Raw genomic sequence first — 21,566 nt, forward strand, 5'->3', positions numbered from 1 at the left:
GTTCGACGTTCGGGGCGGTGTGCGCGGGCGGTTTGGCGCTCTGCGTATGGTTGGTCACATGTCGTCACCGGCTCAGGCCGCCACCATCGTCGGTCGCCGTCGGGAACGGGCCGACGCCGCCCGCAACCGGGCCCGGGTGCTCGCCGCCGCGGAAGGGGTGTTCGCCGCGGCCGGTGGGGCGGTCGGCGTGACGATGGAGGACATCGCCCGGGCCGCGGGCGTGGGTCGGGCGACGCTGTACCGGCGCTACCCGGACACGACGTCGATCGCGCAGGCCCTGCTGGACGAGCACGAGGCCGACATCCAGGACCGCATCCTCACCGGTCCGCCGCCGCTGGGTCCGGGCGCGCCGCCGGACGAGCGGCTGGCCGCGTTCTACCGGACCATGGTCGGCCTGCTGGAACGGCACCTGCACCTGGTGCTCGGCGCCGAGACGGGCCGGGCGCGGTTCCGGGCGGGCGCCTACGGCTTCTGGCGGCGTCACGTCGCCGCGCTGGTGGACGGCGCGCCCACCGCCGTCGTGGACGCCCTGATGGCGCCGCTGGCACCCGAGGTCTACCAGTACCAAAGACAGGTGCGCGGCCTCGGCCCGGACGAGGTCGTCGCGGGCCTCGACTGGCTCACGAGACGTGTTCTCGCAGGTAGCTAGCGGGCACGGCGGGCACCAGCCACACGCCGTTGGCGCTGACCCGGAACTCGTGGCCGTCGGCGACCATCGCCGCGGCGTCGACGACCAGCACCACCGGTTTGCCCCGGCGCGACCCGACCCGCACGGCCGTCTCGACGGTCGCGGACAGGTGCACGTCGTGCCGCGCCATCGGCCGCAGCCCGTCGCGGAAGATGTCGGGCAGGAACCGGCCCACCGTCCCGTGGTACAGCTCGGCCGGCGGCTCGGCCACCGGCAGCTCCAACGACACCTCGACGGTGTGCCCCTGGTTGGCGCGGATGCGCCCGTCCTCGATCGCGAACCGCTGCTTGTCGTTGTCCGCCACGACCTCCAGCACCTGCGCCTTGCTCACGCCCAGGGCCCGGACGAACTCGTCGAGGTCCACCCAGCCCGCGGGGTCCAGGGTCAGGCCGAGCCGTTGCGGCTCGTGGCGGAGCGTCTTCGCCATCCGCTTCGACAAGCGGACCATCTGCTTCTTCTCTTGCACGACCTCCAGTGCACCACGGGCCACAACCGCATTTCAGGATCTCAGGTGCCGCCCTCCAGCGCGGGCTTGAGCTTGGGCGCGCCCGGTCCGTCGGCGGCCTGCTCGTCGTCGAAGTTGTGCAGGGTGCAGCTGCGCAGCGACAGGCACCCGCACCCGATGCACGACGTCAGCCGGTCGCGCAGCCGCCGCAGCGCGTCGATCCGGGCGTCCAGCTCCAGCTGCCAGCTCGCCGACAGCCTGCTCCAGTCGGACTTGGTCGGCGTGCGGTTGTCCGGCAGGGTCGCCAGCGCGGCGTGCACGTCCTCCAGCGACAGCCCCACCCGCTGCGCGGTGCGGATGAACGCCAGCCGCCGCAGCACGTGCCGCGGGTACCGGCGCTGGTTGCCCGCGGTGCGCTCGGACGTGATCAGCCCGCGTTCCTCGTAGAACCTCAGCGCGGTGTGCGGCACCCCGCTGCGCTCGGCGACCTGGCCGATGGTCAACATGTCCGGCAACTTGCTCACGATCCGATGGTAGTGCTTGACCTCGACTTAAGTCGAAGTTGTTTCGTGGGGTCATGGCAGTCGAGGAGAAGTCGGGCTTCGCGGAGATCCCCGCGCTGTTCCGGCGGATGACAGGGGACGAGAAGCACGAGTGGGCGGCGGCGTCCACGCTGGACGTGCTGTGGGTGCTCTACGACCGGGTGCTGGACGTCTCGCCGGACCGGGTGGACGACCCGGACCGCGACCGGTTCCTGCTGTCCAAGGGGCACGGCCCGATGGCGTACTACGCCGTGCTGGCCGCGAAGGGCTACCTCGATCCATCCACTTTGGACAACTGGACGGCGTGGGACTCGCCGCTGGGTCAGCACCCGGACCGCGTGCTGGTCAACGGGGTGGAGATCAGCAGCGGCTCGCTGGGCCACGGCCTGCCGATCGCCGTCGGCACCGCGCTCGGTCTGCGCCTCCAGGGCCGGACCGCGCGGACGTTCGTGCTGGTCGGCGACGCGGAGCTGGACGAGGGCAGCAACCACGAGGCCATCGCGCTGGCCGGACGGCTCGGCCTGGACCGGTTGGTGGCGGTGGTCGTGGACAACGCCTCCGGCACGCACGGCTGGCCCGGCGGGGTGGCGAAGCGGTTCGAGGTCGAGGGCTGGCAGTCCTCCACAGTGGACGGACGGGACCACGAGGCGCTGCACGCCGCTTTCACGCAGGAGCACCCCGGCCGGCCGTTGGTCGTGGTGGCGGAGATCGGTGAGGGGGAGCGACGATGACGTCGATGCGGCAGGTCTTCGTGGACACCGTCGAGGACGTGATGCGGCACGACCCGCGGGTCGCGGTCGTGCTGGCGGAGATCTCGCGGGATGCGTTCGCACCGCACGAGCGGGTGATCAACGTCGGCATCCGCGAGCAGGCCATGGTCGGCGTGGGCGCGGGGCTCGCGCTGAGCGGGCTGCGGCCCGTCGTGCACACCTACGCGCCGTTCCTGGTCGAGCGGCCGTTCGAGCAGGTCAAGCTGGACTTCGGGCACCAGGACCTGGGCGGCGTGCTGGTCAGCATCGGCGGCTCGTACGACGACCCGGTGTGGGGCCGCACGCACCAGGCGCCCGGCGACGTGGCGCTGTTCGACACGCTGCCGGGGTGGACGGTCCGCGTGCCGGGCCACCCGGAGGAGGTGGGGCCGATCGTGCGGGACGCGCTGGCGCGGGAGGACCGGCTCTACATCCGGCTCTCGCTGCGGCAGAACGCCGCGCCGCACCCGGTGGTCGAGGGGTTCACCGAGGTGCGGCGCGGCACGCGGGGCGTGGTGGTGGCCGTCGGGCCGATGCTCGACACCGTGCTGGCGGCCACCGGGGACGCCGACGTGACCGTGCTCTACGCGACCACCGTGCGGCCGTTCGACGCGGCCGGGCTGCGGGCCGCGGTGGACCGCGCCGAGCGGGCCGACGTGCTGCTGGTCGAGCCGTACCTGGAGGGCACGTCGGCGCACCTGGCGGCCGAGGCGCTGGCGGACGTGCCGCACCGGCTGCGGTCGCTGGGCGTGCGGCGGGACGCCGAGCTGCGGGCCTACGGCACGGCCGAGGACCACGATTCGGCGCACGACCTGGACGTGCTCGGCGTCGCCGCGGCCGTGCGTCGGATGTTCGGGCACCCGGTCGCTGCGGCATGATCTCCGCCTGTGAGCGTGCCGAGAACCCTGATCTGGACACCCGCGCCGACCGCGGAGCTGCAGCTGAACCTGCACCGCGCCGCCGCGGGCCCCGCGGCACTCGTCCCGGTGGCCTCCGGGACGGTGCTGCTGCCGCGCAGGCAGATCGGGTTCCCGGCGGCGTGCCGGCTGGCCGAGCAGGTGCGGGAGACCGGCGCGGCGGCGCTGCTGCTGCGCTGGTCACCCACCGCCGAGGTGTGGACCGACGGTGAGCGGGCCGGGTCGACGGGATCGGCGCGCCGGCTGGTCGGCCTGCTGCGCTGGTGGCGCCTGGACGCCCGGCCGCGACCCGTCGAGCTGCCCGCGGACGTCGCCGAGGTCCGGTCCCTGGTGGACGAAGGTCGTGCCGACACGTGGGTGACGGCCCTGCCGGACCGCGCCGGCCTGCCGATCAACACGGTTCTCCCGGTGGTTCCGGTCACCCAGGGCGGACTCGCCTGATCCGTGGGCGGGCCGGCCGGGCTAGTAGGCTGGAACCGTGCCCAAGGTCGTCGTGCTGGACTACGGATTCGGCAACATCCGCTCCGCCGAGCGCGCGCTCCAGCGCGTCGGCGCCGACGTGGAGGTGACCGCCGACCACCAGGCCGCGCTCGACGCCGACGGCCTCGTGGTGCCCGGTGTCGGCGCGTTCGCCGCGTGCATGGCCGGGCTGGACGCGATCAAGGGCGGCCGGCTCATCGGCCGGCGGCTCGCCGGCGGCCGTCCCGTGCTGGGCATCTGCGTCGGCATGCAGATCCTGTTCGAGCGGGGCATCGAGCACGGCGTCCTCACCGAGGGCTGCGGCGAGTGGCCGGGCGCGGTGGAGCGGCTGGAGGCCCCCGTCGTGCCGCACATGGGCTGGAACACCGTCCGCGCGCCCGAGGACACCCGGTTGTTCGCGGGCCTCGACGCGGACACCCGGTACTACTTCGTGCACTCCTACGGCGTGCGCAAGTGGGAGCTGCCCGAGTCCGATTCGCTCCGCGCACCGCTGGTGACGTGGTCCGAGCACGGCGGCGACGAGTTCGTCGCGGCGGTGGAGAACGGGCCGCTGTGGGCGACCCAGTTCCACCCGGAGAAGTCCGGCGACGCGGGCGCGCACCTGCTGGAGAACTGGCTCAAGAGCGTCAACTAGGCTGAACGCGTGACTTTCACGCTGCTCCCGGCCGTTGACGTGGCCGATGGCCTGGCCGTTCGGCTCGTGCAGGGCGAGGCCGGCACCGAGACCAACTACGGCGACCCGCTGGAGGCCGCGCTCGCGTGGCAGCGCGACGGCGCGGAGTGGGTGCACCTGGTCGACCTCGACGCCGCCTTCGGCCGCGGCAGCAACCGCGAGCTGCTGGCCCGCGTGGTCGGCGAGCTGGACGTCCAGGTGGAGCTGTCCGGCGGCATCCGCGACGACGCGTCGCTGGCCGCGGCGCTGGCGACCGGCTGCGCGCGGGTGAACCTGGGCACAGCCGCGCTGGAGGACCCGCAGTGGTGCGCGAAGGTCGTGGCCGAGCACGGCGAGAAGGTCGCGGTCGGCTTGGACGTGCGGATCACCGAGCAGGGTCACCGGGTGGCCGCGCGCGGCTGGACGAAGGACGGCGGCGACCTGTGGGAGGTGCTGGAGCGGCTGGACCGCGACGGCTGCGCCCGCTACGTGGTCACCGACGTGGGCAAGGACGGCACGCTCCAGGGCCCGAACGTGGACCTGCTGCGCGAGGTGTGCGCGCGGACCGACGCGCCGGTGATCGCCTCGGGCGGTGTGTCCAGCGTGGACGACCTGGTGGCGCTGGCGGCGCTGTCCCGCGACGGCGTCGAAGGCGCGATCGTGGGCAAGGCGCTCTACGCGGGCGCGTTCACGCTCCCCGAGGCGCTGGCCGCGGTCCGCGGCTGATCGCGTCCTCGATCTCCCGGACGACGTAGGACTGCGCCGCTTCCAGGGTCACGCCCGTGCGGTCGAGGGCCCTGGCGGCGGCGCCTTCGCCCTCGGCCAGCAGGCCGAGCAGCAGGTGCTCGGTGCCGACGAACGTGTGCCCGTGGCGCAGTGACGCCCGCACGGCCAGCTCCAGGGCCTTCTTGCAGTGGGCGGTGAACGGCTGCGGGTCGGGCCGCTGCCGGACCGCGCCGTCCAGCTCGTTCAGCACGGCCATGCGCGTGGTGCCCTCGGCCGCTTCCAGCGCGGCGATCGTCTTGGCGGCCAGGCCGCCGGACTCGTCCAGCAGGCCGAGCAGCAGGTGCTCGGTGCCGATGTGCTCGCTGAACCGGGCGTGGTGGCGGGCCAGCACGACGACCCGCCGCGCCCGGTCGGTGTAGCGGTCGAAGCTCGGCTTCAGGTCCGGCGACTCGCGGGGCACGAACCGCTTCTGCGCGGCCTGCTTGGTGACGCCGATGCTCTCGCCGATCTCGGTCCAGCTCGCGCCGGCGCGCCGCGCCTCGTCCACGAAGTGGCCGATGAGGTGGTCGCCCAGCTCGTCGAGCTGGCCGCTCAGCTCCACGGCGGCGGTCAGCCTGCCCAGCACGTCCGGGTGCTCGGAGGCGACGGTGACGATGAGGTCCGTGAGCTGGACGGGCGGCGCTACCACCCGTCAACTGTAGGTTGACGCTGGTGATCGGGTCAACCTCGGGTTGACGCTAGGCGGGCTTGATCTCGATGCCGATCGTGCCCTCACGGCCGCGGCGCACCCGGCTGCCGAGCAGCGTGAGCCTGCCCAGCACGCCGTACTTCTTCGCGATGAGGGACCGCACCCGGTCGCTGCCCGCCTGGTCGAGCAGCCGCGCGGTGGCCGGGACCTGCTCGCCGGTGGGCTTGCCGCGCACGTCGCACGGCCCGATCCGGACGTCGCCGCTGCGGCGGATGCGCTTGACCTTGCCCGCGTCGGCGGCCGACCACGCGTAGAGCGTGCCGTGCTCGCCCGCGACCCACACGGGTGTCGGCACGGCGGTGCCGTCCTTGCGGAAGGTGGTCAACAGCAGGTACTTGCCGGCAGCGAGGTCCATGTCGGGCAACGTTAGCCGCCGGGATGCGGAAGAGCCCCGCTCCCTCGGGGGGAACGGGGCTCTTCCGGTCACGCTCAGGTCAGATGACCGTCACGTTCGTCGCCTGGGGGCCCTTGGCGCCCTGGCCGACGTCGAAGCTCACCCGCTGGTTCTCTTCCAGGCTGCGGTAGCCGCCGCTCTGGATCTCCGAGTAGTGCACGAACACGTCCGCGCCGCCATCCTCGGGGGAGATGAAGCCGAAGCCCTTCTCCGAGTTGAACCACTTCACGGTGCCCTGCGCCATCTTTGTACTCCTCATACAGCTACCAACGGGGCGAACGCACCCGCTGGGGCCGGTCCAAACGCTGACCCTGAGGAATCACACGCTCAAACAATGTTTCGCGAGCGTGGATGACACGAACACAAAACTTGCGACCTCCACAAGTGAACCACACTTTCGCCGCCACGTCGCCCACTCATCGCCACGAATCCCACGTTCAGGTGTCATGAGGCCCACGTTTCAGCACCGGCGTGTCCTCCGTCCGGGTCGCCCGTGTCGTGCGTCCGGAACACGCGGGTTGAGCGCTCGGGCACCGGAAGCCGGCCGCTCAGGGCGTCCACGTAGGCTTTTGGCCATGTCAGTCGCGGTGCGCGTGATCCCCTGCCTGGACGTCGACCGGGGCAGGGTCGTGAAGGGTGTGAACTTCACCAACCTCGTCGACGCGGGCGACCCGGTCGAGCTGGCGCGGGCCTACGACGCGGAGGGCGCGGACGAGCTGACGTTCCTGGACGTGACGGCGTCGTCCAGCGACCGCGAGACCACGTTCGACGTGGTCCGCCGCACGGCCGAGCAGGTGTTCATCCCGCTGACCGTGGGCGGCGGCGTGCGCAGCGCGGAGGACGTGGACAAGCTGCTGCGCGCGGGCGCGGACAAGGTGAGCGTGAACACGGCCGCGATCGCCCGTCCGGAGCTGCTGGGCGAGCTGTCCCGCCGGTTCGGCGCCCAGTGCATCGTGCTGTCGGTGGACGCGCGGCGCGTGCCCGGGGGCGAGCGGCCGACCTCCTCGGGGTTCGAGGTCACCACGCACGGCGGGCGCAAGGGCACCGGCATCGACGCGGTCGAGTGGGCCGCGCGCGGCCAGGAGCTGGGCGTCGGCGAGATTCTGCTGAACTCGATGGACGCCGACGGCACCAAGGCCGGGTTCGACCTGGAGCTGATCCGACTCACCCGGAAGGTGGTCGACGTGCCGCTGATCGCCAGCGGCGGCGCGGGCGCGGTCGAGCACTTCCCGCCCGCGGTGGCCGAGGGCGCGGACGCCGTCCTCGCGGCCAGCGTCTTCCACTTCGGCACGCTGCGCATCGGCGACGTGAAGCGGAGCCTGCGCGACGCGGGCGTGGAGGTGCGCTGATGCTCACCCCGCGCAACGCGCCCACCGAGGCGTTCCTGGCGATCCTGATCGGCGCGGCGGGCGGCCTGGCGTTCGTGTTCATGGGGCTGGTCCAGTGGCAGGTCGAGGACGACCCGACGTGGATCAAGTTCCCGGTGATCGTCGCGGTGCTCGAGCTGCTCGCGGTCGGCGGCCTGGTGGCGGGCCTGCGCCCGGCCCGGCTGACCGCCGCGTTCCTGTTCGGCCTGGTGGCGCTCATCCACCTGCTCGCCGTCCTCAACCAAGGCCCGGTGTGGATCCGCGTGCTGTCGGGCGTGCTGTCCGCCGCGCACGTCTTCGCCGTGGTGATGCTCAACACCAAGCCCGCCCGGATCCACTTCCTCGGAGGACAGCGTTGACCAGCGCGCTCGACCCGTCCATCGCCTCACGGCTCAAGCGCACCGCCGACGGCCTGGTCTGCGCGGTGGCGCAGCGGCGCGGCACCGGCGAGGTGCTGATGGTGGCGTGGATGGACGATGAGGCCCTGCACCGCACGCTCACCACCCGCCGCGCGACGTACTACTCGCGCAGCCGGCAGCAGCTGTGGGTGAAGGGCGAGACGTCCGGGCACACGCAGTACGTGCACGAGGTGCGGCTGGACTGCGACGGCGACACCGTGCTGCTGGTCGTGGACCAGGTCGGCGCGGCCTGCCACACCGGTGACGCGACCTGCTTCGACGCCGCGGTGCTGCTGGGACCCGCCGAACCCGGGCACGCCGGCTGAGGGCTCAGCCCAGGTCGCCGGTCAGGTAGCGCTGGAGGTTGGGCGCGATGGCCTTGACCATCGTCTCGACGTCGGCCGAGGCCAGCGGCTCGAACCGGAGCACGTACCGCACCATGCCCATGCCGAAGATCTGGCTGGCCACCAGCGTCGCGCGCAGCTCGGCGTCCGGCACGGCCAGGTGCGCGACGACCCTCTTGAGCAGCGTGCCGACGAAGAAGGCGCGCAGCACCTCGGCGACCTGGTCGTGCGCCGTCACGCTGCGCACCATCGCGGCGAACTGGCCGCCGCCGATGGGGTCCCAGATGCCGATGAAGTTGCGCACGATGCGTTCGCCGATCCCCTCGTCGGGGCCGTCGAGGATGCGGTCGACCAGCGCGTTGACGTCCACCGGCACCTGGAGCACGGCCTTGGCGAACAGGGCTTCCTTGCCTCCGAACCAGTGGTTGACCATGGCCGCGTCGACCCCGGCGCGGGCCGCGATGGACCGGACGGTGGCGCCTTCGTAGCCGCGTTCGACGAAGATCTCGCGGGCGGCGGCCAGCAGCGCGGCCTTGGTGTCCTCGCCGCCCGCCCGGCGACCGCGGCGCTTGGGTTCGGTTTGGTTCGAGCCGGTGTTCACGCCATCATCATGCGATAACGCCCCCCTTTTTTCAACGCACGTTGAAATAGGGACCGGCCGAACACCCGTATATGTCGAACCGGCACAATGTCGCCATGGTGAGCGTCATCGGTGCAGGTGCGGGTCTGGGCGAGGTCAGCCCGACGCGCGAGGAGTTCCGCGAGCTCGCCGCCCAGCGGCGGGTCATCCCGGTGGTGCGGCGGCTGCTGGCGGACGCGGAGACGCCCGTCGGGCTGTACCGCAAGCTCGCGGCGGACCGGCCGGGCACGTTCCTGTTCGAGTCGGCCGAGAACGGCCGCTCCTGGTCGCGCTGGTCGTTCGTCGGGGCGCGCAGCGCGGGCGCGCTGACCGCGACCGGCGGCGAGGCGTTCTGGCTCGGACCGCACCCCGTCGGCCTGCCCGAGGGCGGCGACCCGCTGGTGGCGCTGCGCGAGACGATCGAGGTGCTGCGCACCGACCCGCTGCCCGGCCTGCCGCCGCTGACCGGCGGGATGGTCGGCTACATCGGCTACGACGCCGTGCGGCGGCTGGAGCGGCTGCCGTCGCTGGCCGAGGACGACCTGGAGGTGCCGGAGCTGGTGATGCTGCTGGCCACCGACCTGGCCGCGCTGGACCACCACGAGGGCACCGTTACGCTCATCGCCAACGCCATCAACTGGGACGACTCGCCGGAACGGGTGGACGCGGCCTACGACGACGCGGTGGCCCGGCTCGACGCGATGACCCAGGACCTCCAGAGCCCCGCGCCGCCCACCGTCGCGGTGTTCGCCCGGCCCAAGCCGGAGTTCGTGCGCCGCCGCTCGCAGCAGGAGCACTACGCGGTCGTGGAGAAGGCCAAGGAGGCCATCCGCGCCGGTGAGGCGTTCCAGGTCGTGCTGTCGCAGCGGTTCGAGATGCGCACCACCGCCGACCCGCTCGACATCTACCGCGTGCTGCGCACGTCGAACCCGAGCCCGTACATGTACCTGCTGCGGCTGGACGACTTCGACATCGTCGGGTGCAGCCCGGAGTCGTTGGTGACCGTGCGCGACGGCAAGGCCACCACTCACCCGATCGCGGGCACCCGGTGGAGGGGCGTCGACGACGAGGAAGACGCCCTGCTGGAGAAGGACCTGCTGGCCGACCACAAGGAGCGCGCCGAGCACCTGATGCTGGTCGACCTGGGCCGCAACGACCTGGGCCGGGTGTGCAAGCCGGGTTCGGTGACCGTGGTCGACTTCTTCAAGGTCGAGCGGTACAGCCACGTCATGCACATCGTGTCCACGGTCAGCGGCGAGCTCGCCGAGGGGCGGACGGCGTTCGACGCGGTCGCGGCGTGCTTCCCGGCGGGCACCCTGTCCGGCGCGCCCAAGCCGCGCGCGATGGAGCTGATCGAGGAGCTGGAGCCGACCCGGCGCGGCCTGTACGGCGGCGTCGTCGGCTACCTGGACTTCGCGGGTGACGCGGACACCGCGATCGCCATCCGCACCGCCCTGGTGCGCGACGGCGTGGCGTACGTGCAGGCGGGCGGCGGCATCGTGGCCGACTCCGACCCGGTGGCCGAGGACAACGAGTGCCTGAACAAGGCAGGCGCGGTGCTGTCGGCGATCGCGACCGCGCAGACCATGGCGCCGGCGGTGGACCCGGCCCGTGTCTGAGCAGCCGTCCGCGAGGCGTCCACTGTGGATCGTGGTGGCGCTGCTGCTGCTCGCCGCGGTGGCGCTGTGGGGCGCGTCGGCCATGTCCTGGGACGCTTCGGCGGACCGAAGGGGTGGTGACGTCGCGCCCGCGCTGACCCCGTTGGCGCTGCTGTGCCTGGCCGCGATCGCCGCCGTGGTGGCGTTGAGCGGCTGGGTGCGGCGCGTGCTGGGCGTCGTCGTGCTGCTCGCCGGCGCGGCGGCGGCGTTCCAAGGGGTGGACGTCGACGGGCCGGTGACCGCCCGCGGCCTCGTGCTGCTGGGCGCGGCGCCGGCGGTCGCGGCGGGCGTGCTGCTGGTCGTGCGCGGATCGGCCATGCCCCGCTTGGGAGGCGGCTACCAGACGCCCGGCGCGGCCAAGCGCACCGCCGATCCCGAGCGCGAGCTGTGGAACGCCCTGGAACGCGGCGATGATCCCACGGAACGGGACTGACGACCGGCTGACGTCCCGCTGACGCGCCGGCGGCGCACGTTTGCGCACGTCGGCTCGCGAGGACCCTGGTCAACTGCGGGAACGGGCCCACCCGGTGGCCGGACGGGGTTCGCGGCGGGGTTAGCATCCTCGTGGCGGGAAGGGGAGCATGACGTGCGGGAGCTTGCGACTGAACCGGAAGGTCTGACGGAGTCGAGCGAGGTGCTCGGATGACCGTGCTGGAGTCGATCATCGAAGGCGTCCGCGAGGATCTCGCCGCGCGCGAGGCGGCACTGCCGTTCGACGTGCTCAGGGAGAAGGCGGCGAAGGTGCCGCCGCCGCAGGACGTGATGTCGATCCTGCGCGGGCCGGGCGTCGGCGTCATCGCCGAGGTGAAGCGGCGCAGCCCGTCCAAGGGGCAGCTGGCCGACATCCCGGAGCCCGCCGACCTCGCCAAGCAGTACGAGCTGGGCGGCGCGCGGGCGATCAGCGTGCTGACCGAGCAGCGCCGCTTCGGCGGGTCGCTGGAGGACTTCGACGCGGTGCGCGCGGCGGTGGGCGTGCCCCTGCTGCGCAAGGACTTCATCGTCAGCCCCTACCAGGTGCACGAGGCGCGCCTGCACGGCGCGGACCTGGTGCTGCTGATCGTGGCGGCGCTGGAGCAGAACGCGCTGGTCTCCCTGCTCGACCGCGTGGAGTCGCTGGGCATGACGGCCCTGGTCGAGGTCCACACGGCCGAGGAGGCCGATCGCGCGCTGGAGGCGGGCGCGAGCGTCATCGGCGTGAACGCGCGCAACCTGCACACCCTGGAAGTGGACAAGGACGTGTTCGGGCGGATCGCGCCCGGCCTGCCCTTCGACACCATCAAGATCGCCGAGTCCGGTGTCACCGGACCGGGTGACCTGATGGCGTACGCGGGCGCGGGCGCCGACGCGGTGCTGGTCGGCGAGAGCCTGGTGACGAGCGGCGACCCCAAGGTCGCGGTGAACAAGCTGGTGACGGCCGGGTCGCACCCGGCGTGCCCCCGGCCCAGTCGGTAAGACCCCGAAGGAGAGCGCATGGCGCGCGGCCAGTTGGCTCCGACACCCCACGACCCGGACGAGCGGGGCCACTTCGGGCCGTGGGGCGGCCGGTTCATGCCGGAAGCGCTCATCGCCGCAGTGGACGAGCTCGCCGCGTTCTACGAGAAGGCGCGGGTCGACCCCGAGTTCCTGGACGAGTTCGCGCGCCTGCTGCGCGACTTCGCCGGGCGGCCGTCGCTGCTCACGGAGGCGCCGAAGTTCGCCGCCCACGCGGGCGGCGCGCGGATCTTCCTCAAGCGCGAGGACCTCAACCACACCGGCTCGCACAAGATCAACAACGTGCTGGGCCAGGCGCTGCTGACCAAGCGCATGGGCAAGAAGCGGGTCATCGCCGAGACCGGCGCGGGCCAGCACGGCGTGGCCACGGCCACCGCCTGCGCCCTGATGGGCCTGGACTGCGTCGTCTACATGGGCGAGGTCGACACCGAGCGGCAGGCGCTCAACGTGGCCCGGATGCGGCTGCTCGGCGCGCGGGTCATCCCGGTCAAGACCGGCTCGCGCACGCTGAAGGACGCCATCAACGAGGCGCTGCGCGACTGGGTCGCCAACGTCGACGACACGCACTACCTGCTCGGCACCGCCGCCGGGCCGCACCCGTTCCCGGTGCTCGTGCGCGACTTCCACCGGATCATCGGCATCGAGGCGCGCGAGCAGATCCTGGAGAAGGCGGGCCGGCTGCCGGACGTGGTGGCCGCGTGCGTCGGCGGCGGGTCGAACGCCATCGGCATCTTCCACGGCTTCATCGACGACCCGTCCGTGCGACTGGTCGGCCTGGAACCCGGCGGCGACGGCATCGACACCGACCGGCACGGCGCGACGCTGACCGCCGGCACGCCCGGCTCGCTGCACGGCGCCATGTCCTACGTGCTCCAGGACGAAGACGGGCAGATCGCCGAGGCGCACTCCATCTCGGCCGGCCTGGACTACCCCGGCGTCGGCCCCGAGCACGCGTTCCTCAAGGACAGCGGCCGCGCCGAGTACCGGCCCGTGACCGACGCCCAGGCGATGGAGGCGTTCGCGCTGCTGTCGCGCGAGGAGGGCATCATCCCGGCGGTCGAGTCGGCGCACGCCCTGGCCGGCGCGCTCGTGCTCGGCCGCGAGCTGGGCCCGGAGGGGTTGATCCTGGTGAACCTGTCCGGGCGCGGCGACAAGGACATGGACACCGCGATCAAGTGGTTCGGGCTGGGGGTGGAGTCGTGAGCAGGCTTGATCCGGTTTTCTCGGCTTGTCGGGCGGAGTCGCGGGCGGCCCTGATCGGGTACCTGCCCGCCGGGTACCCCACGGTCGAGGGGTCGAAGGACGTGCTGCGGACGATGGTGTCGTCCGGGTGCGACCTCGTCGAGGTCGGCCTGCCGTTCTCCGACCCGGTGATGGACGGCGTGACGATCCAGCGCGCGGCCGAGCAGGCGCTGCGCGGCGGGTTCCGGGTGCGCGACCTGTTCGGCGTGGTCGAGTCGGTGGCGGCGGCCGGTGGGCGCGCGGTCGTGATGACGTACTGGAACCCGGTGCTGGCCTACGGGGTGGACCGGTTCGCGCGCGACCTGGCGGCGGCCGGCGGGCTGGGCGTCATCACGCCCGACCTCGTGCCGGACGAGGGCGCCGAGTGGATCGAGGCCACGGAGGCCCACGACCTGGATCGGATCTTCCTGGTCGCGCCGTCGTCCACGGAGGAGCGGATCTCGTTGACCGCCCGGTCGTCGCGCGGGTTCCTGTACGCGACCTCGGTGATGGGCGTGACGGGTGCCCGCGATGTGGTGTCGTCCGCGGCTCCGGCGCTGGTCAAGCGGGTGCGCGAGCACACCGACATGCCGATCGGGGTCGGGTTGGGCGTGCGCAACGGCGCTCAGGCGGCGGAACTCGCGGCGTTCGCGGACGGTGTCATCGTGGGCTCGGCGTTCGTGTCCGCGGTGCAGGACGACACCGTGGCGGCGCTGACCGAGGAGTTGGCCAGTGGGGTGCGCCAAGCGGCAGCGGCCGTGTAGCACGCACGTTCGAGTGAACTAGTCCGTTCGGCGGCTCCCGAGGCTCGAAACTGTCGGTGGTCGTGGGCATCCTGGGCTCGTGATCAAGCCCACCCACGACCCGACGTGCGACACTGGCGTGCGTCGGGCTGCCCCCGGAGGTGATGTCGCATGGCTCTGCCGGCGGACTACGAACACGACGTCGGTCATCCTGCCCCCTGGTTCCGCCACGAAGGGCCCTGGACCCTCGACGACGTCCTCGCGCTACCCGAGGACCTGTCGCAGCGGGTCGAGCTGGTGGACGGGGCGCTGATCGTGAGCCCCCTCGGGAACCTCCTGCACCAGAGCCTCGTCGGCGACGTGTACTTCGGCTTGCGGACGGCCTGCCCACCCGACTACCAGGTGCTGCCCGGCTTCAACCTCGGCCTGTCTCCCACCCGGATGCTCATCCCCGACTTCGGCGTCGTCGTGCGCGGACGTACCGGCCTGGTGCTGCCCGTCGAGGACCTGGTCCTGGCCGGCGAGGTCCTGTCACCGAGCACGCGACAGCAGGACCTGACGCTCAAGCGAGACCTGTACGCGGTGGGCCGAGTGCCGTTCTACCTGCTCGTCGACCCCGCGGGGCGCGAGCCCGTGGCGACCATGTTCGAACTGGAGGCCGGGAAGTACGTGGAGACGGCGCGCAGCGAGGGCGGGTACCTGAAGCTCGAACGACCCTTCCCGGTAACAATCGAGCTGTCGCCGTAGGACGAACGGCCGCACCCACTACGGTGGTGGCCGTGGTGACGACTTACCTCGCGACGATCCCCAGCCCCGACCAGGGCGTGTGGCAACTGGGACCGATCCCGATCCGCGCCTACGCGCTGTGCATCATCCTCGGCATCATCCTGGCCATCTGGTGGGGTGAGCGCCGCTGGGTGGCGCGCGGTGGGCTGAAGGGCGAGGTCACCGACATCGCCGTGTTCGCGGTCCCGTTCGGCCTGATCGGCGGGCGGCTGTACCACGTGGCGACGGACCACGACAAGTACTTCGGCGAGGGTCGCAACCCGCTCGAAGCCCTGGCCATCTGGAACGGCGGCCTCGGCATCTGGGGCGCCATCGCGCTGGGTGGCGTCGGCGCGTGGATCGCGTGCCGCCGCAAGGGCATCCCGCTGCCCGCGATGGCGGACGCGCTCGCGCCCGGCATCGTCACCGCGCAGGCCGTCGGCCGCCTCGGCAACTACTTCAACCAGGAGCTCTACGGCGGTCCCACCACGCTGCCGTGGGGCCTGGAGATCTACGAGCGCGTCGACCCCGACACCGGCTTCAAGGACGAGCTCGCCGGCGTGGCGCTGGACCACACGCCGATCGAGATCGTGCACCCGACGTTCCTCTACGAACTGCTGTGGAACCTCGGCGTGGCGCTGCTCATCGTGTGGGCCGACCGGAAGTTCCGGCTGGGCCACGGCCGGGTGTTCGCGCTGTACGTCGCGGGCTACACGGCCGGCCGGTTCTGGATCGAGCTGATGCGCACCGACCCGGCCACCCAGGTGTTCGGGCTGCGGATCAACGTCATCACCTCCGTCGTGGTGTTCCTCGGCGCCGTCGTCTACTTCCTGCTCGCCGCGAAGAAGGGCGAGCGTGAGGTCATCGTGCGCGAGGACCCGTCCGCCGCCGAACCGGCCGAGTCGCCGTACGCGAGCGGCGACGAACCGGCGACCGACGCCGAAGGGACGACCGTCCCCGACACGAAGGCCACGCCCGAGAAGCCCGCGGACACCGGCGACAAGCCGGACCAGTAGCCGCCATGCGCATCCTCGTCGTCGAAGATGACGACCGGGTGGCGCGTGGCCTGCTCACCGCGCTCCGGCACGCCGGCTACGAGGTCCACCGCGTGGCCACCGCCGCCGCCGCGCTGACCGCACCACCGGCGGACGTCGTACTGCTCGACCTGGGGCTGCCCGACGGCGACGGCCTCGACGTGCTGCGCGAACTCCGCCGCCGCACCGGCACCGCGATCATCACCGTCACCGCCCGCGGCGAGGAGCGGGAACGGGTGCTCGGCCTGCGCCTCGGCGCGGACGACTACGTGGTGAAGCCGTTCGGCACCGCCGAGCTGCTGGCCCGCATCGAAGCCGTGCTGCGTCGCACCCGCGCGGCCCGTGCCGCCGAACGCGAGCACGAGATCACGCTCGGCCCGCTCACCCTCGACCCGGCGGGCCGGGAAGCCCGGCTGCACGGCGAACCGGTGCCGCTGACCCGCAAGGAGTTCGACCTGCTCGCCCTGCTGGTCGGCCGCGCGGGCACGGTCGTCAGCCGCGACCTCATCGTCGACCAGGTGTGGCAGGCGCACTGGGAAGCGCCGTCACGCACCCTGGACACCCACATCGCCGCCCTGCGCGGCAAGCTCGGCGACGCGCTGCGCATCGAGACGATCCGGGGTGTGGGCTACCGGGTGGCAGCCCACACCTGACCGGCGGTCACCACACGTGGGCGACGTCCACCACGACCCGGTTGCTCAGCGTGAACACCCGGAACGGCAGCAGGGCGCGCACGCCCAGCCCGACCGTCGTCTGGCCCTCGAACGACCCGGCCCACGCGACCTGACGGAACGTCTGGTAGCCCGTGACGTCGACCAGCTCCGACCCGTTCGGGTAGGTGTAGGTCGGGTTGCCGTCCTGGTCGTAGGCCGGCGAGTTGACCGTGATCTGCAACTTGCCGCCGCCGCGCAACGGCACCGGCTTGCCCGACCCCTCGTGCGTCACCTCGGACACGTACTGCACGGTGTAGCCGTCGTTCGTGCCCGCGAAGTCGAACACCAGCCGGTCGTAGCACTCCTGCTGACCCGCGCGGATGTTCGTCAGCAGCCCGGTCGTGGTCTGGGACGCGTACTTGGCGCCCGACCCCCAGTCCACCGGCGCGCACGCGACCGGCGCGGCCGACGCCCCCACCGGCGCCACCACGGCGAAGGCGGTCACCGCCGCGAGTAACACCGCAACCTTGCGTAGCATGCTCATTCCCCCTTCCGCGGGCCGGAACAGCCCGCAGTCGACATGACGCACGTCACCCCCTGGAGGTTGCCTCCGCGTGCTGCGCCGCCTGCTGGTCCTCGTCGTCCCGCTGCTGGTCGCCCTGGTCGCGGCCCTCGGCGTGCCGCTGGCGTTCGCGGTCGTGCAGCGGGAGAGCCAGGAGACCTACCTCGACCGGTTGGGTGACGCGAGCCGGTTCGCGTCACTGGCGGAGAACGCGCTGGCGTCGGGCCGGCTGACCGCGCTGCGCGAGGAGCTGGTCCGCTATGACCAGCTCTACGGCATCTCGGCGGCGCTGGTCGGCACGGACGGCACGGTGCTGGAGTCGTCGCGCAGCCCGTTCCCGCTGACGGACCGGAACGTCGAGGTGGGTCTGGAGGCGGCGTTCGGCGGCTACCGCGGTGACACCGACCAGTCGGTGTGGCCGTGGGAGCAGGTCGACCTCGTCGTGGTCGAACCGGTGGGCCGGGACAGCGAGGTGGTGGCGGCCGTCGTGACCATCTCCCCGACCGACGGCCTCAGGTCCGCGGTCCTGCGCCAGTGGGGCGTCCTGGCGTTGATCGGCATGATCCCGATGCTGGGCGTGGTCGCGGTGGCGTGGCCGATGTCGCGCTGGGTGCTGCGCCCGGTCCGCAAGCTGGACGAGGCCACCGCCGCCGTCGCGGGAGGGCAGCTCGACGCGCGTGCCGACGAGCTGGGCGGGCCTCCGGAGCTGCGCCGCCTGGCCGCGAGCTTCAACGCGATGGTCGACGTCGTCGGCCGCGCCCTGCGCCGCCAACGCGCGTTCGTGTCCGACGCCTCCCACCAGCTCCGCAACCCGCTGGCCAGCCTCCGCCTCGCGGTCGACAACCTGGCACCCCACGTCACCGACGACGAGGGCCGGGAGGCGCAACGCATCGCCGTGGACGAGGCCGAGGAGATGGGGCGCGTCCTGGACACCCTCCTGGCCGCCACGCGCCTCGACAGCGCCTCCGCCGCCGAACCGGTCGACGTGGACGGCCTGCTCGCCACCCACGTCCCCGGCTGGCGGGCGCTGGCGGGGGACATGCGGCTGGAGATCGCCGTCCCGCCGGGCCTGCGAGCCCTCGAACCACCCGGCGGTCTGGGCAGCGTGCTGGACGAGCTGGTCGGCAACGCCATCCGCCTCTCCGGCGGCACCGCGGTGAAGGTCTGGGGCAGGACCACGGACGGCGGCGTGGAGCTCCACGTGACCGACGACGGCACGGGCCTGTCACCCGACGAACGCGCCGCCGCCCTGAGCCGCTTCTGGCGCGCACCGCGCCACCAGAACATCGCGGGCACCGGCCTGGGACTCGCCATCTGCGCCGAGCTGATCGCCTCGGCCGGCGGCGACCTCACCCTGCGCCCGGTCGAGCCGCACGGCCTGGACGCGGTCATCCACCTCGGCACCTGAACACCCGACACGCCGACACCCGGATACCCGACACCCGGACAAACACCCAACACGCCGGCACGGGGCTGCCTCGGCGCGGACGCGGCGCAGGCGCGGGGCATCGGTGCGCGCGGGTGTGGGGGGCGTGAGTGCGCGGGTGTGGGCGCGGGGGTGCGGGCGGGGGCGTGGTGTTGGGCGGCTTGGGTGGTGCTCGTCCGGCCCGCTGCTAGCCGGCTGCGCTCTGTGCGCCCTGTGCTCGCTGCTGCACGGTGCCCACTGGGGCGGGTGCCCTGGGGGGCGTGCCGTGCGCCGTGGGGTGCCGCCTCCTTCCATCCCGGCAACGTCAATGGTGTGCCGGAAGTTTCTCCACTCACGCGGCTTCGCCCTATTGGGTGATCGGCGAGGAGGGTGGGCATCCCGGTGCCGGCTAGCGCTTGGTCGAGCGGAACCAGCGGGCGGCGCCGTGGTGCAGGGGGATCTGGCCCGTGGCGATGCCCGTGCGCACGTTGATCCGACTCGCCTCGGGGTGGCCGGCGGCGATGCGGGCCGACTGCGTGAACACCGTCCGCGTCACCACCTCGACCACGTCCGGGTCCAGTGACGTCCTGGCCAGCAGCAGGTTCGGCACGGCGAACGTGTGGCACGGCCCCAGGTTGCCGTAGGTGGTGGCGGGGATGGTGGCCGGGACGTACGGGCCCGGGTAGGTCTCGGCGAGTTGTTCGGCCTCGGCGGGCAGGTCCAGCAGCCTCAGCGGGAACTCGTGGAGGTGGTCGGCGATGGCCGGGGTCGGGATGCCGGTCAGGGACAGGAACGCGTCCAGCGAACCGGCGATCAGCTCCTCGGCCGCGTCGGCGTGGGTCATGCGGCGCGCGTCCACCTCCACGCCCAGCAACGACAGCAGGCGGGTCGCGGTGAACTCGGTGCCCGACTCCGACGGGCCGAACGACACCGGTCGGCCGGCCAGGTCGGCCAACGTCCGCACCGGCGAGTCCACGGGCACGGCGACCTGCATGAAGCTGTCGTAGAGCCGGCCCACCGCGCTGATGCCGCCCGGGTCCTCGGCGCTGAGCAGCGCCGCGCCGTCCACCAGGGGGTCCAAAGAGGACAGGCCCAGGTGCACCTCGCCCGCGCGCAGCCGCCGAACGTTCTCCACCGACGCGCCGGTCTGGCGCTCCACCACCCGGGTCGCGGGCAGCTCGTCCGCCAGCGCCGCCGCCAGCGCCCCGCCGATCTCGCGGAACACCGCGCCGTCCGGGCCGGTCGCCAGGACCAGTTCCGGCGGTGCGGGCGGTGGGGTGGACGTGCAGCCGGCGACGCAGGCGGGCACGGCCGCCGTGACGGCGGCGCGCAGCACCGAACGCCGGGACACCCGCACGACCAGCAGACTAACCCCGCCGGCGGGGGTGAACGGGGTGTTACGTCAGAGGGATCTGAAGTTTCCGGCGGACTCCTTGTCGTGGTCGCTCGCTGTGCTCAGGATCACCAACCAACTCCCATCGGTCCCCCTTGGAGGAGACGTGGTCAGCGCGCAAACACGTGAGCGCAAACCGATCTACAAGCACCTCTACTTCTGGGTGCTGGTGTCGATCGTGCTGGGCGTGATCGTCGGCTACGCCTTCCCGGCGCAGGCGTCGGGCATGAAGTGGCTGGCCGACTTCTTCATCGCCCTGGTGAAGGTGGTCATCGCGCCGACGATCTTCTGCACCGTCGTGGTGGGCATCGCGGGCCTGGGCAACCTGGCCAAGGCGGGCGGCCTGGCGCTGCGGACCATCCTGTACTTCACCGCGATGACGACGGTGGCGCTGGCGATCGGCCTCATCGTGGTGAACCTGGTCCAGCCGGGTCACCACGGCGCGTCCGTCCCGATCAGCGACGGCGCGGCGGACAAGACGCTGGCCGAGGCCAAGAGCGCCGAGACCGGCGTCACGGGCTTCATCCTCGGCCTGGTGCCGAAGTCGTTCCTCGGCGCGTTCACCGACGGCCAGCTGATCCAGGTGCTGGTGGTCGCGATCCTGGTCGCGGTGGCCGTGGCGGGCATGGGCAAGCGCGGCGAGAAGGTGGTGTCCGCGCTGGACACCACGGCCAAGGTGATGTTCGGCGTCATCAAGATCGTCATGTACGCGGCGCCGATCGGCGCGTTCGGCGGCATCGCCTACACGATCGGCAAGTTCGGCGGCTCGATCCTGGGCAAGCTGGCGTGGCTGATGGGCTCGTTCTACGCCACGTGCCTGCTGTTCGTCGTCGTGGTGCTGGGCGGCGTCTCGCTCTACGCCGGGTTCTCGATCTTCAAGTTCCTCCGGTACATCAAGGACGAGCTGCTGATCGTGCTCGGCACGTCGTCGTCGGAGACGGTGCTGCCGCGGATGCTGGTGAAGCTGGAGGCGGCGGGCGCGGACAAGTCGGTGGTGGGCCTGACCATCCCGACCGGTTACTCGTTCAACCTCGACGGCACGTGCATCTACCTGACCATGGGCGCGATCTTCATCGCCCAGGCGACCGGCACGGACGTGGGGCTGGGCACGCAGATCGGGCTGCTGCTGTTCATGCTGCTGGCCAGCAAGGGCGCGGCGGGCGTGACGGGCGCGGGCCTGGTCACGCTGGCGGCGTCGCTGAGCGCGTTCGAGGGCAACAGCGCGATCCCGGCGGTCGGCATCGCCCTCATCGTGGGCATCGACCGGTTCATGTCCGAGGCGCGGGCCATCACCAACGTCATCGGCAACGGCGTCGGCACCCTCGTGGTGGCACGGTGGCAGGGCCAGTTGGACCGCGACCGGTTGCGCGAGGTGATGGACAACCCGTCGTCGGTCGACGTGGACGACCTCCTCGAGCGCCAGCACAGTGACGAGAAGGCCACGGAGCGTGACGCCGTGGCGGCCGGTACCCGTTGAGGCGACGCCGTGAGCCCCTGTGCCGTCGCCCACCGGCGGCGCGCACGGGGGCTCACCTGCGGGTTCGGTCGGACCGGCGGCGCGGCCCGGCGTGT

At 72.3% G+C, this 21,566-nt stretch carries 27 protein-coding genes; 19 read left to right on the top strand and 8 right to left on the bottom strand.

Annotation, left to right across the window (positions count from 1 at the left end):
* Positions 1–58: 58 nt before the first annotated feature.
* Positions 59–649 carry a TetR/AcrR family transcriptional regulator gene (locus ACIQMJ_RS16085; RefSeq protein ID WP_499761723.1) on the top strand — a complete coding sequence of 197 codons (591 nt, stop codon included), beginning with the start codon at positions 59–61 and terminating at the stop codon, positions 647–649.
* Here ACIQMJ_RS16085 and ACIQMJ_RS16090 read toward each other — a convergent pair.
* Both ACIQMJ_RS16090 and soxR read right to left on the bottom strand, forming a co-directional pair.
* On the bottom strand, positions 621–1,136 hold the full coding sequence (locus tag ACIQMJ_RS16090) for an RNA 2'-phosphotransferase (protein WP_499761836.1): 516 nt from the start codon (positions 1,134–1,136) through the stop codon (positions 621–623). The genes ACIQMJ_RS16085 and ACIQMJ_RS16090 overlap by 29 nt on opposite strands.
* Positions 1,137–1,195: 59 nt before the next feature.
* Complete coding sequence (gene soxR / locus ACIQMJ_RS16095; protein WP_499761724.1) at positions 1,196–1,657, bottom strand: redox-sensitive transcriptional activator SoxR; 462 nt, start codon at positions 1,655–1,657, stop codon at positions 1,196–1,198.
* A 53-nt stretch (positions 1,658–1,710) separates the two neighbouring features.
* Between soxR and ACIQMJ_RS16100 the strand changes: the two genes are divergently transcribed.
* The 5 genes from ACIQMJ_RS16100 to priA are packed head-to-tail and all read left to right on the top strand — an operon-like array spanning position 1,711 to position 5,199.
* The gene (locus ACIQMJ_RS16100; RefSeq protein ID WP_499761725.1) at positions 1,711–2,406 is read left to right on the top strand and encodes a thiamine pyrophosphate-binding protein; all 696 of its coding nucleotides are present in this window, start codon (positions 1,711–1,713) and stop codon (positions 2,404–2,406) included.
* Positions 2,403–3,302: a transketolase family protein gene (locus tag ACIQMJ_RS16105; RefSeq protein WP_499761726.1), complete on the top strand. Its 900-nt coding sequence runs from the start codon at positions 2,403–2,405 to the stop codon at positions 3,300–3,302. Before ACIQMJ_RS16100 ends, ACIQMJ_RS16105 begins: the two co-directional genes overlap by 4 nt.
* Positions 3,303–3,311: 9 nt before the next feature.
* On the top strand, positions 3,312–3,782 hold the full coding sequence (locus ACIQMJ_RS16110; RefSeq protein ID WP_499761727.1) for a hypothetical protein: 471 nt from the start codon (positions 3,312–3,314) through the stop codon (positions 3,780–3,782).
* 37 nt (positions 3,783–3,819) lie between these two features.
* Entirely contained in the window at positions 3,820–4,455 is a 636-nt protein-coding gene (hisH, locus tag ACIQMJ_RS16115; protein WP_499761728.1) for an imidazole glycerol phosphate synthase subunit HisH, read from the top strand.
* Between the two features lie 9 nt (positions 4,456–4,464).
* Positions 4,465–5,199, top strand: coding sequence for a bifunctional 1-(5-phosphoribosyl)-5-((5-phosphoribosylamino)methylideneamino)imidazole-4-carboxamide isomerase/phosphoribosylanthranilate isomerase PriA (priA, locus tag ACIQMJ_RS16120; protein WP_499761729.1), 735 nt, complete (start codon positions 4,465–4,467; stop codon positions 5,197–5,199).
* On the opposite strand, the gene ACIQMJ_RS16125 is transcribed toward priA, so the two are convergent.
* The 3 genes from ACIQMJ_RS16125 to ACIQMJ_RS16135 all read right to left on the bottom strand — a co-directional run bounded on the left by ACIQMJ_RS16125 (position 5,162) and on the right by ACIQMJ_RS16135 (position 6,585).
* On the bottom strand, positions 5,162–5,887 hold the full coding sequence (locus ACIQMJ_RS16125; protein WP_499761730.1) for a Clp protease N-terminal domain-containing protein: 726 nt from the start codon (positions 5,885–5,887) through the stop codon (positions 5,162–5,164). The two genes, priA and ACIQMJ_RS16125, sit on opposite strands and share 38 nt — an antisense overlap.
* Before the next feature lie 49 nt (positions 5,888–5,936).
* Entirely contained in the window at positions 5,937–6,302 is a 366-nt protein-coding gene (locus ACIQMJ_RS16130; protein WP_499761731.1) for a PPOX class F420-dependent oxidoreductase, read from the bottom strand.
* Between the two features lie 79 nt (positions 6,303–6,381).
* Positions 6,382–6,585, bottom strand: a complete 204-nt coding sequence (locus tag ACIQMJ_RS16135; protein WP_033437808.1) for a cold-shock protein — start codon at positions 6,583–6,585, stop codon at positions 6,382–6,384.
* A 331-nt stretch (positions 6,586–6,916) separates the two neighbouring features.
* Between ACIQMJ_RS16135 and hisF the strand changes: the two genes are divergently transcribed.
* From hisF to hisI, 3 genes are read left to right on the top strand one after another with little or no spacing between them, the layout of a single operon-like run.
* A complete protein-coding gene (hisF, locus tag ACIQMJ_RS16140; protein ID WP_499761732.1) occupies positions 6,917–7,690 on the top strand; it encodes an imidazole glycerol phosphate synthase subunit HisF in 774 nt (257 codons plus the stop codon).
* Positions 7,690–8,067 carry a hypothetical protein gene (locus tag ACIQMJ_RS16145; RefSeq protein ID WP_499761733.1) on the top strand — a complete coding sequence of 126 codons (378 nt, stop codon included), beginning with the start codon at positions 7,690–7,692 and terminating at the stop codon, positions 8,065–8,067. Before hisF ends, ACIQMJ_RS16145 begins: the two co-directional genes overlap by 1 nt.
* Entirely contained in the window at positions 8,064–8,432 is a 369-nt protein-coding gene (hisI, locus tag ACIQMJ_RS16150; RefSeq protein WP_499761734.1) for a phosphoribosyl-AMP cyclohydrolase, read from the top strand. The genes ACIQMJ_RS16145 and hisI overlap by 4 nt, the downstream gene beginning before the upstream one ends.
* A 4-nt stretch (positions 8,433–8,436) precedes the next feature.
* On the opposite strand, the gene ACIQMJ_RS16155 is transcribed toward hisI, so the two are convergent.
* Positions 8,437–9,051 (bottom strand): TetR/AcrR family transcriptional regulator, encoded by a 615-nt coding sequence (locus ACIQMJ_RS16155; protein ID WP_499761735.1) that lies wholly within the window; start codon positions 9,049–9,051, stop codon positions 8,437–8,439.
* A gap of 95 nt (positions 9,052–9,146) precedes the next feature.
* Here ACIQMJ_RS16155 and ACIQMJ_RS16160 point away from each other — a divergent pair, with 95 nt between their 5' ends.
* The 8 genes from ACIQMJ_RS16160 to ACIQMJ_RS16195 all read left to right on the top strand — a co-directional run bounded on the left by ACIQMJ_RS16160 (position 9,147) and on the right by ACIQMJ_RS16195 (position 16,634).
* Positions 9,147–10,688, top strand: coding sequence for an anthranilate synthase component I (locus ACIQMJ_RS16160; RefSeq protein WP_499761736.1), 1,542 nt, complete (start codon positions 9,147–9,149; stop codon positions 10,686–10,688).
* Entirely contained in the window at positions 10,681–11,160 is a 480-nt protein-coding gene (locus tag ACIQMJ_RS16165; protein ID WP_499761737.1) for a Trp biosynthesis-associated membrane protein, read from the top strand. Before ACIQMJ_RS16160 ends, ACIQMJ_RS16165 begins: the two co-directional genes overlap by 8 nt.
* Positions 11,161–11,369: 209 nt before the next feature.
* Positions 11,370–12,179, top strand: a complete 810-nt coding sequence (trpC, locus tag ACIQMJ_RS16170; protein ID WP_499761738.1) for an indole-3-glycerol phosphate synthase TrpC — start codon at positions 11,370–11,372, stop codon at positions 12,177–12,179.
* A gap of 18 nt (positions 12,180–12,197) precedes the next feature.
* Positions 12,198–13,421 carry a tryptophan synthase subunit beta gene (gene trpB, locus ACIQMJ_RS16175; RefSeq protein ID WP_499761739.1) on the top strand — a complete coding sequence of 408 codons (1,224 nt, stop codon included), beginning with the start codon at positions 12,198–12,200 and terminating at the stop codon, positions 13,419–13,421.
* The gene (gene trpA, locus ACIQMJ_RS16180; RefSeq protein ID WP_499761740.1) at positions 13,418–14,203 is read left to right on the top strand and encodes a tryptophan synthase subunit alpha; all 786 of its coding nucleotides are present in this window, start codon (positions 13,418–13,420) and stop codon (positions 14,201–14,203) included. Before trpB ends, trpA begins: the two co-directional genes overlap by 4 nt.
* Before the next feature lie 150 nt (positions 14,204–14,353).
* Positions 14,354–14,929, top strand: a complete 576-nt coding sequence (locus tag ACIQMJ_RS16185) for a Uma2 family endonuclease (protein ID WP_499761741.1) — start codon at positions 14,354–14,356, stop codon at positions 14,927–14,929.
* Between the two features lie 35 nt (positions 14,930–14,964).
* Positions 14,965–15,963: a prolipoprotein diacylglyceryl transferase gene (gene lgt / locus ACIQMJ_RS16190; protein ID WP_499761742.1), complete on the top strand. Its 999-nt coding sequence runs from the start codon at positions 14,965–14,967 to the stop codon at positions 15,961–15,963.
* Between the two features lie 5 nt (positions 15,964–15,968).
* A complete protein-coding gene (locus tag ACIQMJ_RS16195) occupies positions 15,969–16,634 on the top strand; it encodes a response regulator transcription factor (protein ID WP_499761743.1) in 666 nt (221 codons plus the stop codon).
* Between the two features lie 7 nt (positions 16,635–16,641).
* Here the strand turns inward: ACIQMJ_RS16195 and ACIQMJ_RS16200 are convergent, their stop codons facing one another.
* On the bottom strand, positions 16,642–17,172 hold the full coding sequence (locus tag ACIQMJ_RS16200) for an AMIN-like domain-containing (lipo)protein (RefSeq protein ID WP_499761744.1): 531 nt from the start codon (positions 17,170–17,172) through the stop codon (positions 16,642–16,644).
* Between the two features lie 76 nt (positions 17,173–17,248).
* Here ACIQMJ_RS16200 and ACIQMJ_RS16205 point away from each other — a divergent pair, with 76 nt between their 5' ends.
* A complete protein-coding gene (locus ACIQMJ_RS16205; RefSeq protein ID WP_499761745.1) occupies positions 17,249–18,604 on the top strand; it encodes a sensor histidine kinase in 1,356 nt (451 codons plus the stop codon).
* Between the two features lie 406 nt (positions 18,605–19,010).
* Here the strand turns inward: ACIQMJ_RS16205 and ACIQMJ_RS16210 are convergent, their stop codons facing one another.
* Positions 19,011–19,958, bottom strand: a complete 948-nt coding sequence (locus ACIQMJ_RS16210; protein ID WP_499761746.1) for a TAXI family TRAP transporter solute-binding subunit — start codon at positions 19,956–19,958, stop codon at positions 19,011–19,013.
* A gap of 142 nt (positions 19,959–20,100) precedes the next feature.
* Here ACIQMJ_RS16210 and dctA point away from each other — a divergent pair, with 142 nt between their 5' ends.
* Positions 20,101–21,471: a C4-dicarboxylate transporter DctA gene (gene dctA / locus ACIQMJ_RS16215; RefSeq protein WP_499761747.1), complete on the top strand. Its 1,371-nt coding sequence runs from the start codon at positions 20,101–20,103 to the stop codon at positions 21,469–21,471.
* Positions 21,472–21,566: the final 95 nt, after the last annotated feature.

This window comes from Actinosynnema sp. NPDC091369, from assembly GCF_044757065.1.
Lineage (GTDB): Bacteria > Actinomycetota > Actinomycetes > Mycobacteriales > Pseudonocardiaceae > Actinosynnema.

Coding starts and splice junctions, on each gene's coding strand:
- hisF (WP_499761732.1), top strand. CDS start 6,917: ATGTCAGTCGCGGTGCGCGTGATCCCCTGCCTGGACGTCGACCGGGGC.
- ACIQMJ_RS16195 (WP_499761743.1), top strand. CDS start 15,969: ATGCGCATCCTCGTCGTCGAAGATGACGACCGGGTGGCGCGTGGCCTG.
- ACIQMJ_RS16185 (WP_499761741.1), top strand. CDS start 14,354: ATGGCTCTGCCGGCGGACTACGAACACGACGTCGGTCATCCTGCCCCC.
- ACIQMJ_RS16090 (WP_499761836.1), bottom strand. CDS start 1,136: ATGGTCCGCTTGTCGAAGCGGATGGCGAAGACGCTCCGCCACGAGCCG.
- trpB (WP_499761739.1), top strand. CDS start 12,198: ATGGCGCGCGGCCAGTTGGCTCCGACACCCCACGACCCGGACGAGCGG.
- ACIQMJ_RS16130 (WP_499761731.1), bottom strand. CDS start 6,302: ATGGACCTCGCTGCCGGCAAGTACCTGCTGTTGACCACCTTCCGCAAG.
- ACIQMJ_RS16145 (WP_499761733.1), top strand. CDS start 7,690: ATGCTCACCCCGCGCAACGCGCCCACCGAGGCGTTCCTGGCGATCCTG.
- ACIQMJ_RS16105 (WP_499761726.1), top strand. CDS start 2,403: ATGACGTCGATGCGGCAGGTCTTCGTGGACACCGTCGAGGACGTGATG.
- ACIQMJ_RS16200 (WP_499761744.1), bottom strand. CDS start 17,172: ATGCTACGCAAGGTTGCGGTGTTACTCGCGGCGGTGACCGCCTTCGCC.
- ACIQMJ_RS16085 (WP_499761723.1), top strand. CDS start 59: ATGTCGTCACCGGCTCAGGCCGCCACCATCGTCGGTCGCCGTCGGGAA.
- trpC (WP_499761738.1), top strand. CDS start 11,370: ATGACCGTGCTGGAGTCGATCATCGAAGGCGTCCGCGAGGATCTCGCC.
- ACIQMJ_RS16160 (WP_499761736.1), top strand. CDS start 9,147: ATGGTGAGCGTCATCGGTGCAGGTGCGGGTCTGGGCGAGGTCAGCCCG.
- ACIQMJ_RS16135 (WP_033437808.1), bottom strand. CDS start 6,585: ATGGCGCAGGGCACCGTGAAGTGGTTCAACTCGGAGAAGGGCTTCGGC.
- ACIQMJ_RS16100 (WP_499761725.1), top strand. CDS start 1,711: ATGGCAGTCGAGGAGAAGTCGGGCTTCGCGGAGATCCCCGCGCTGTTC.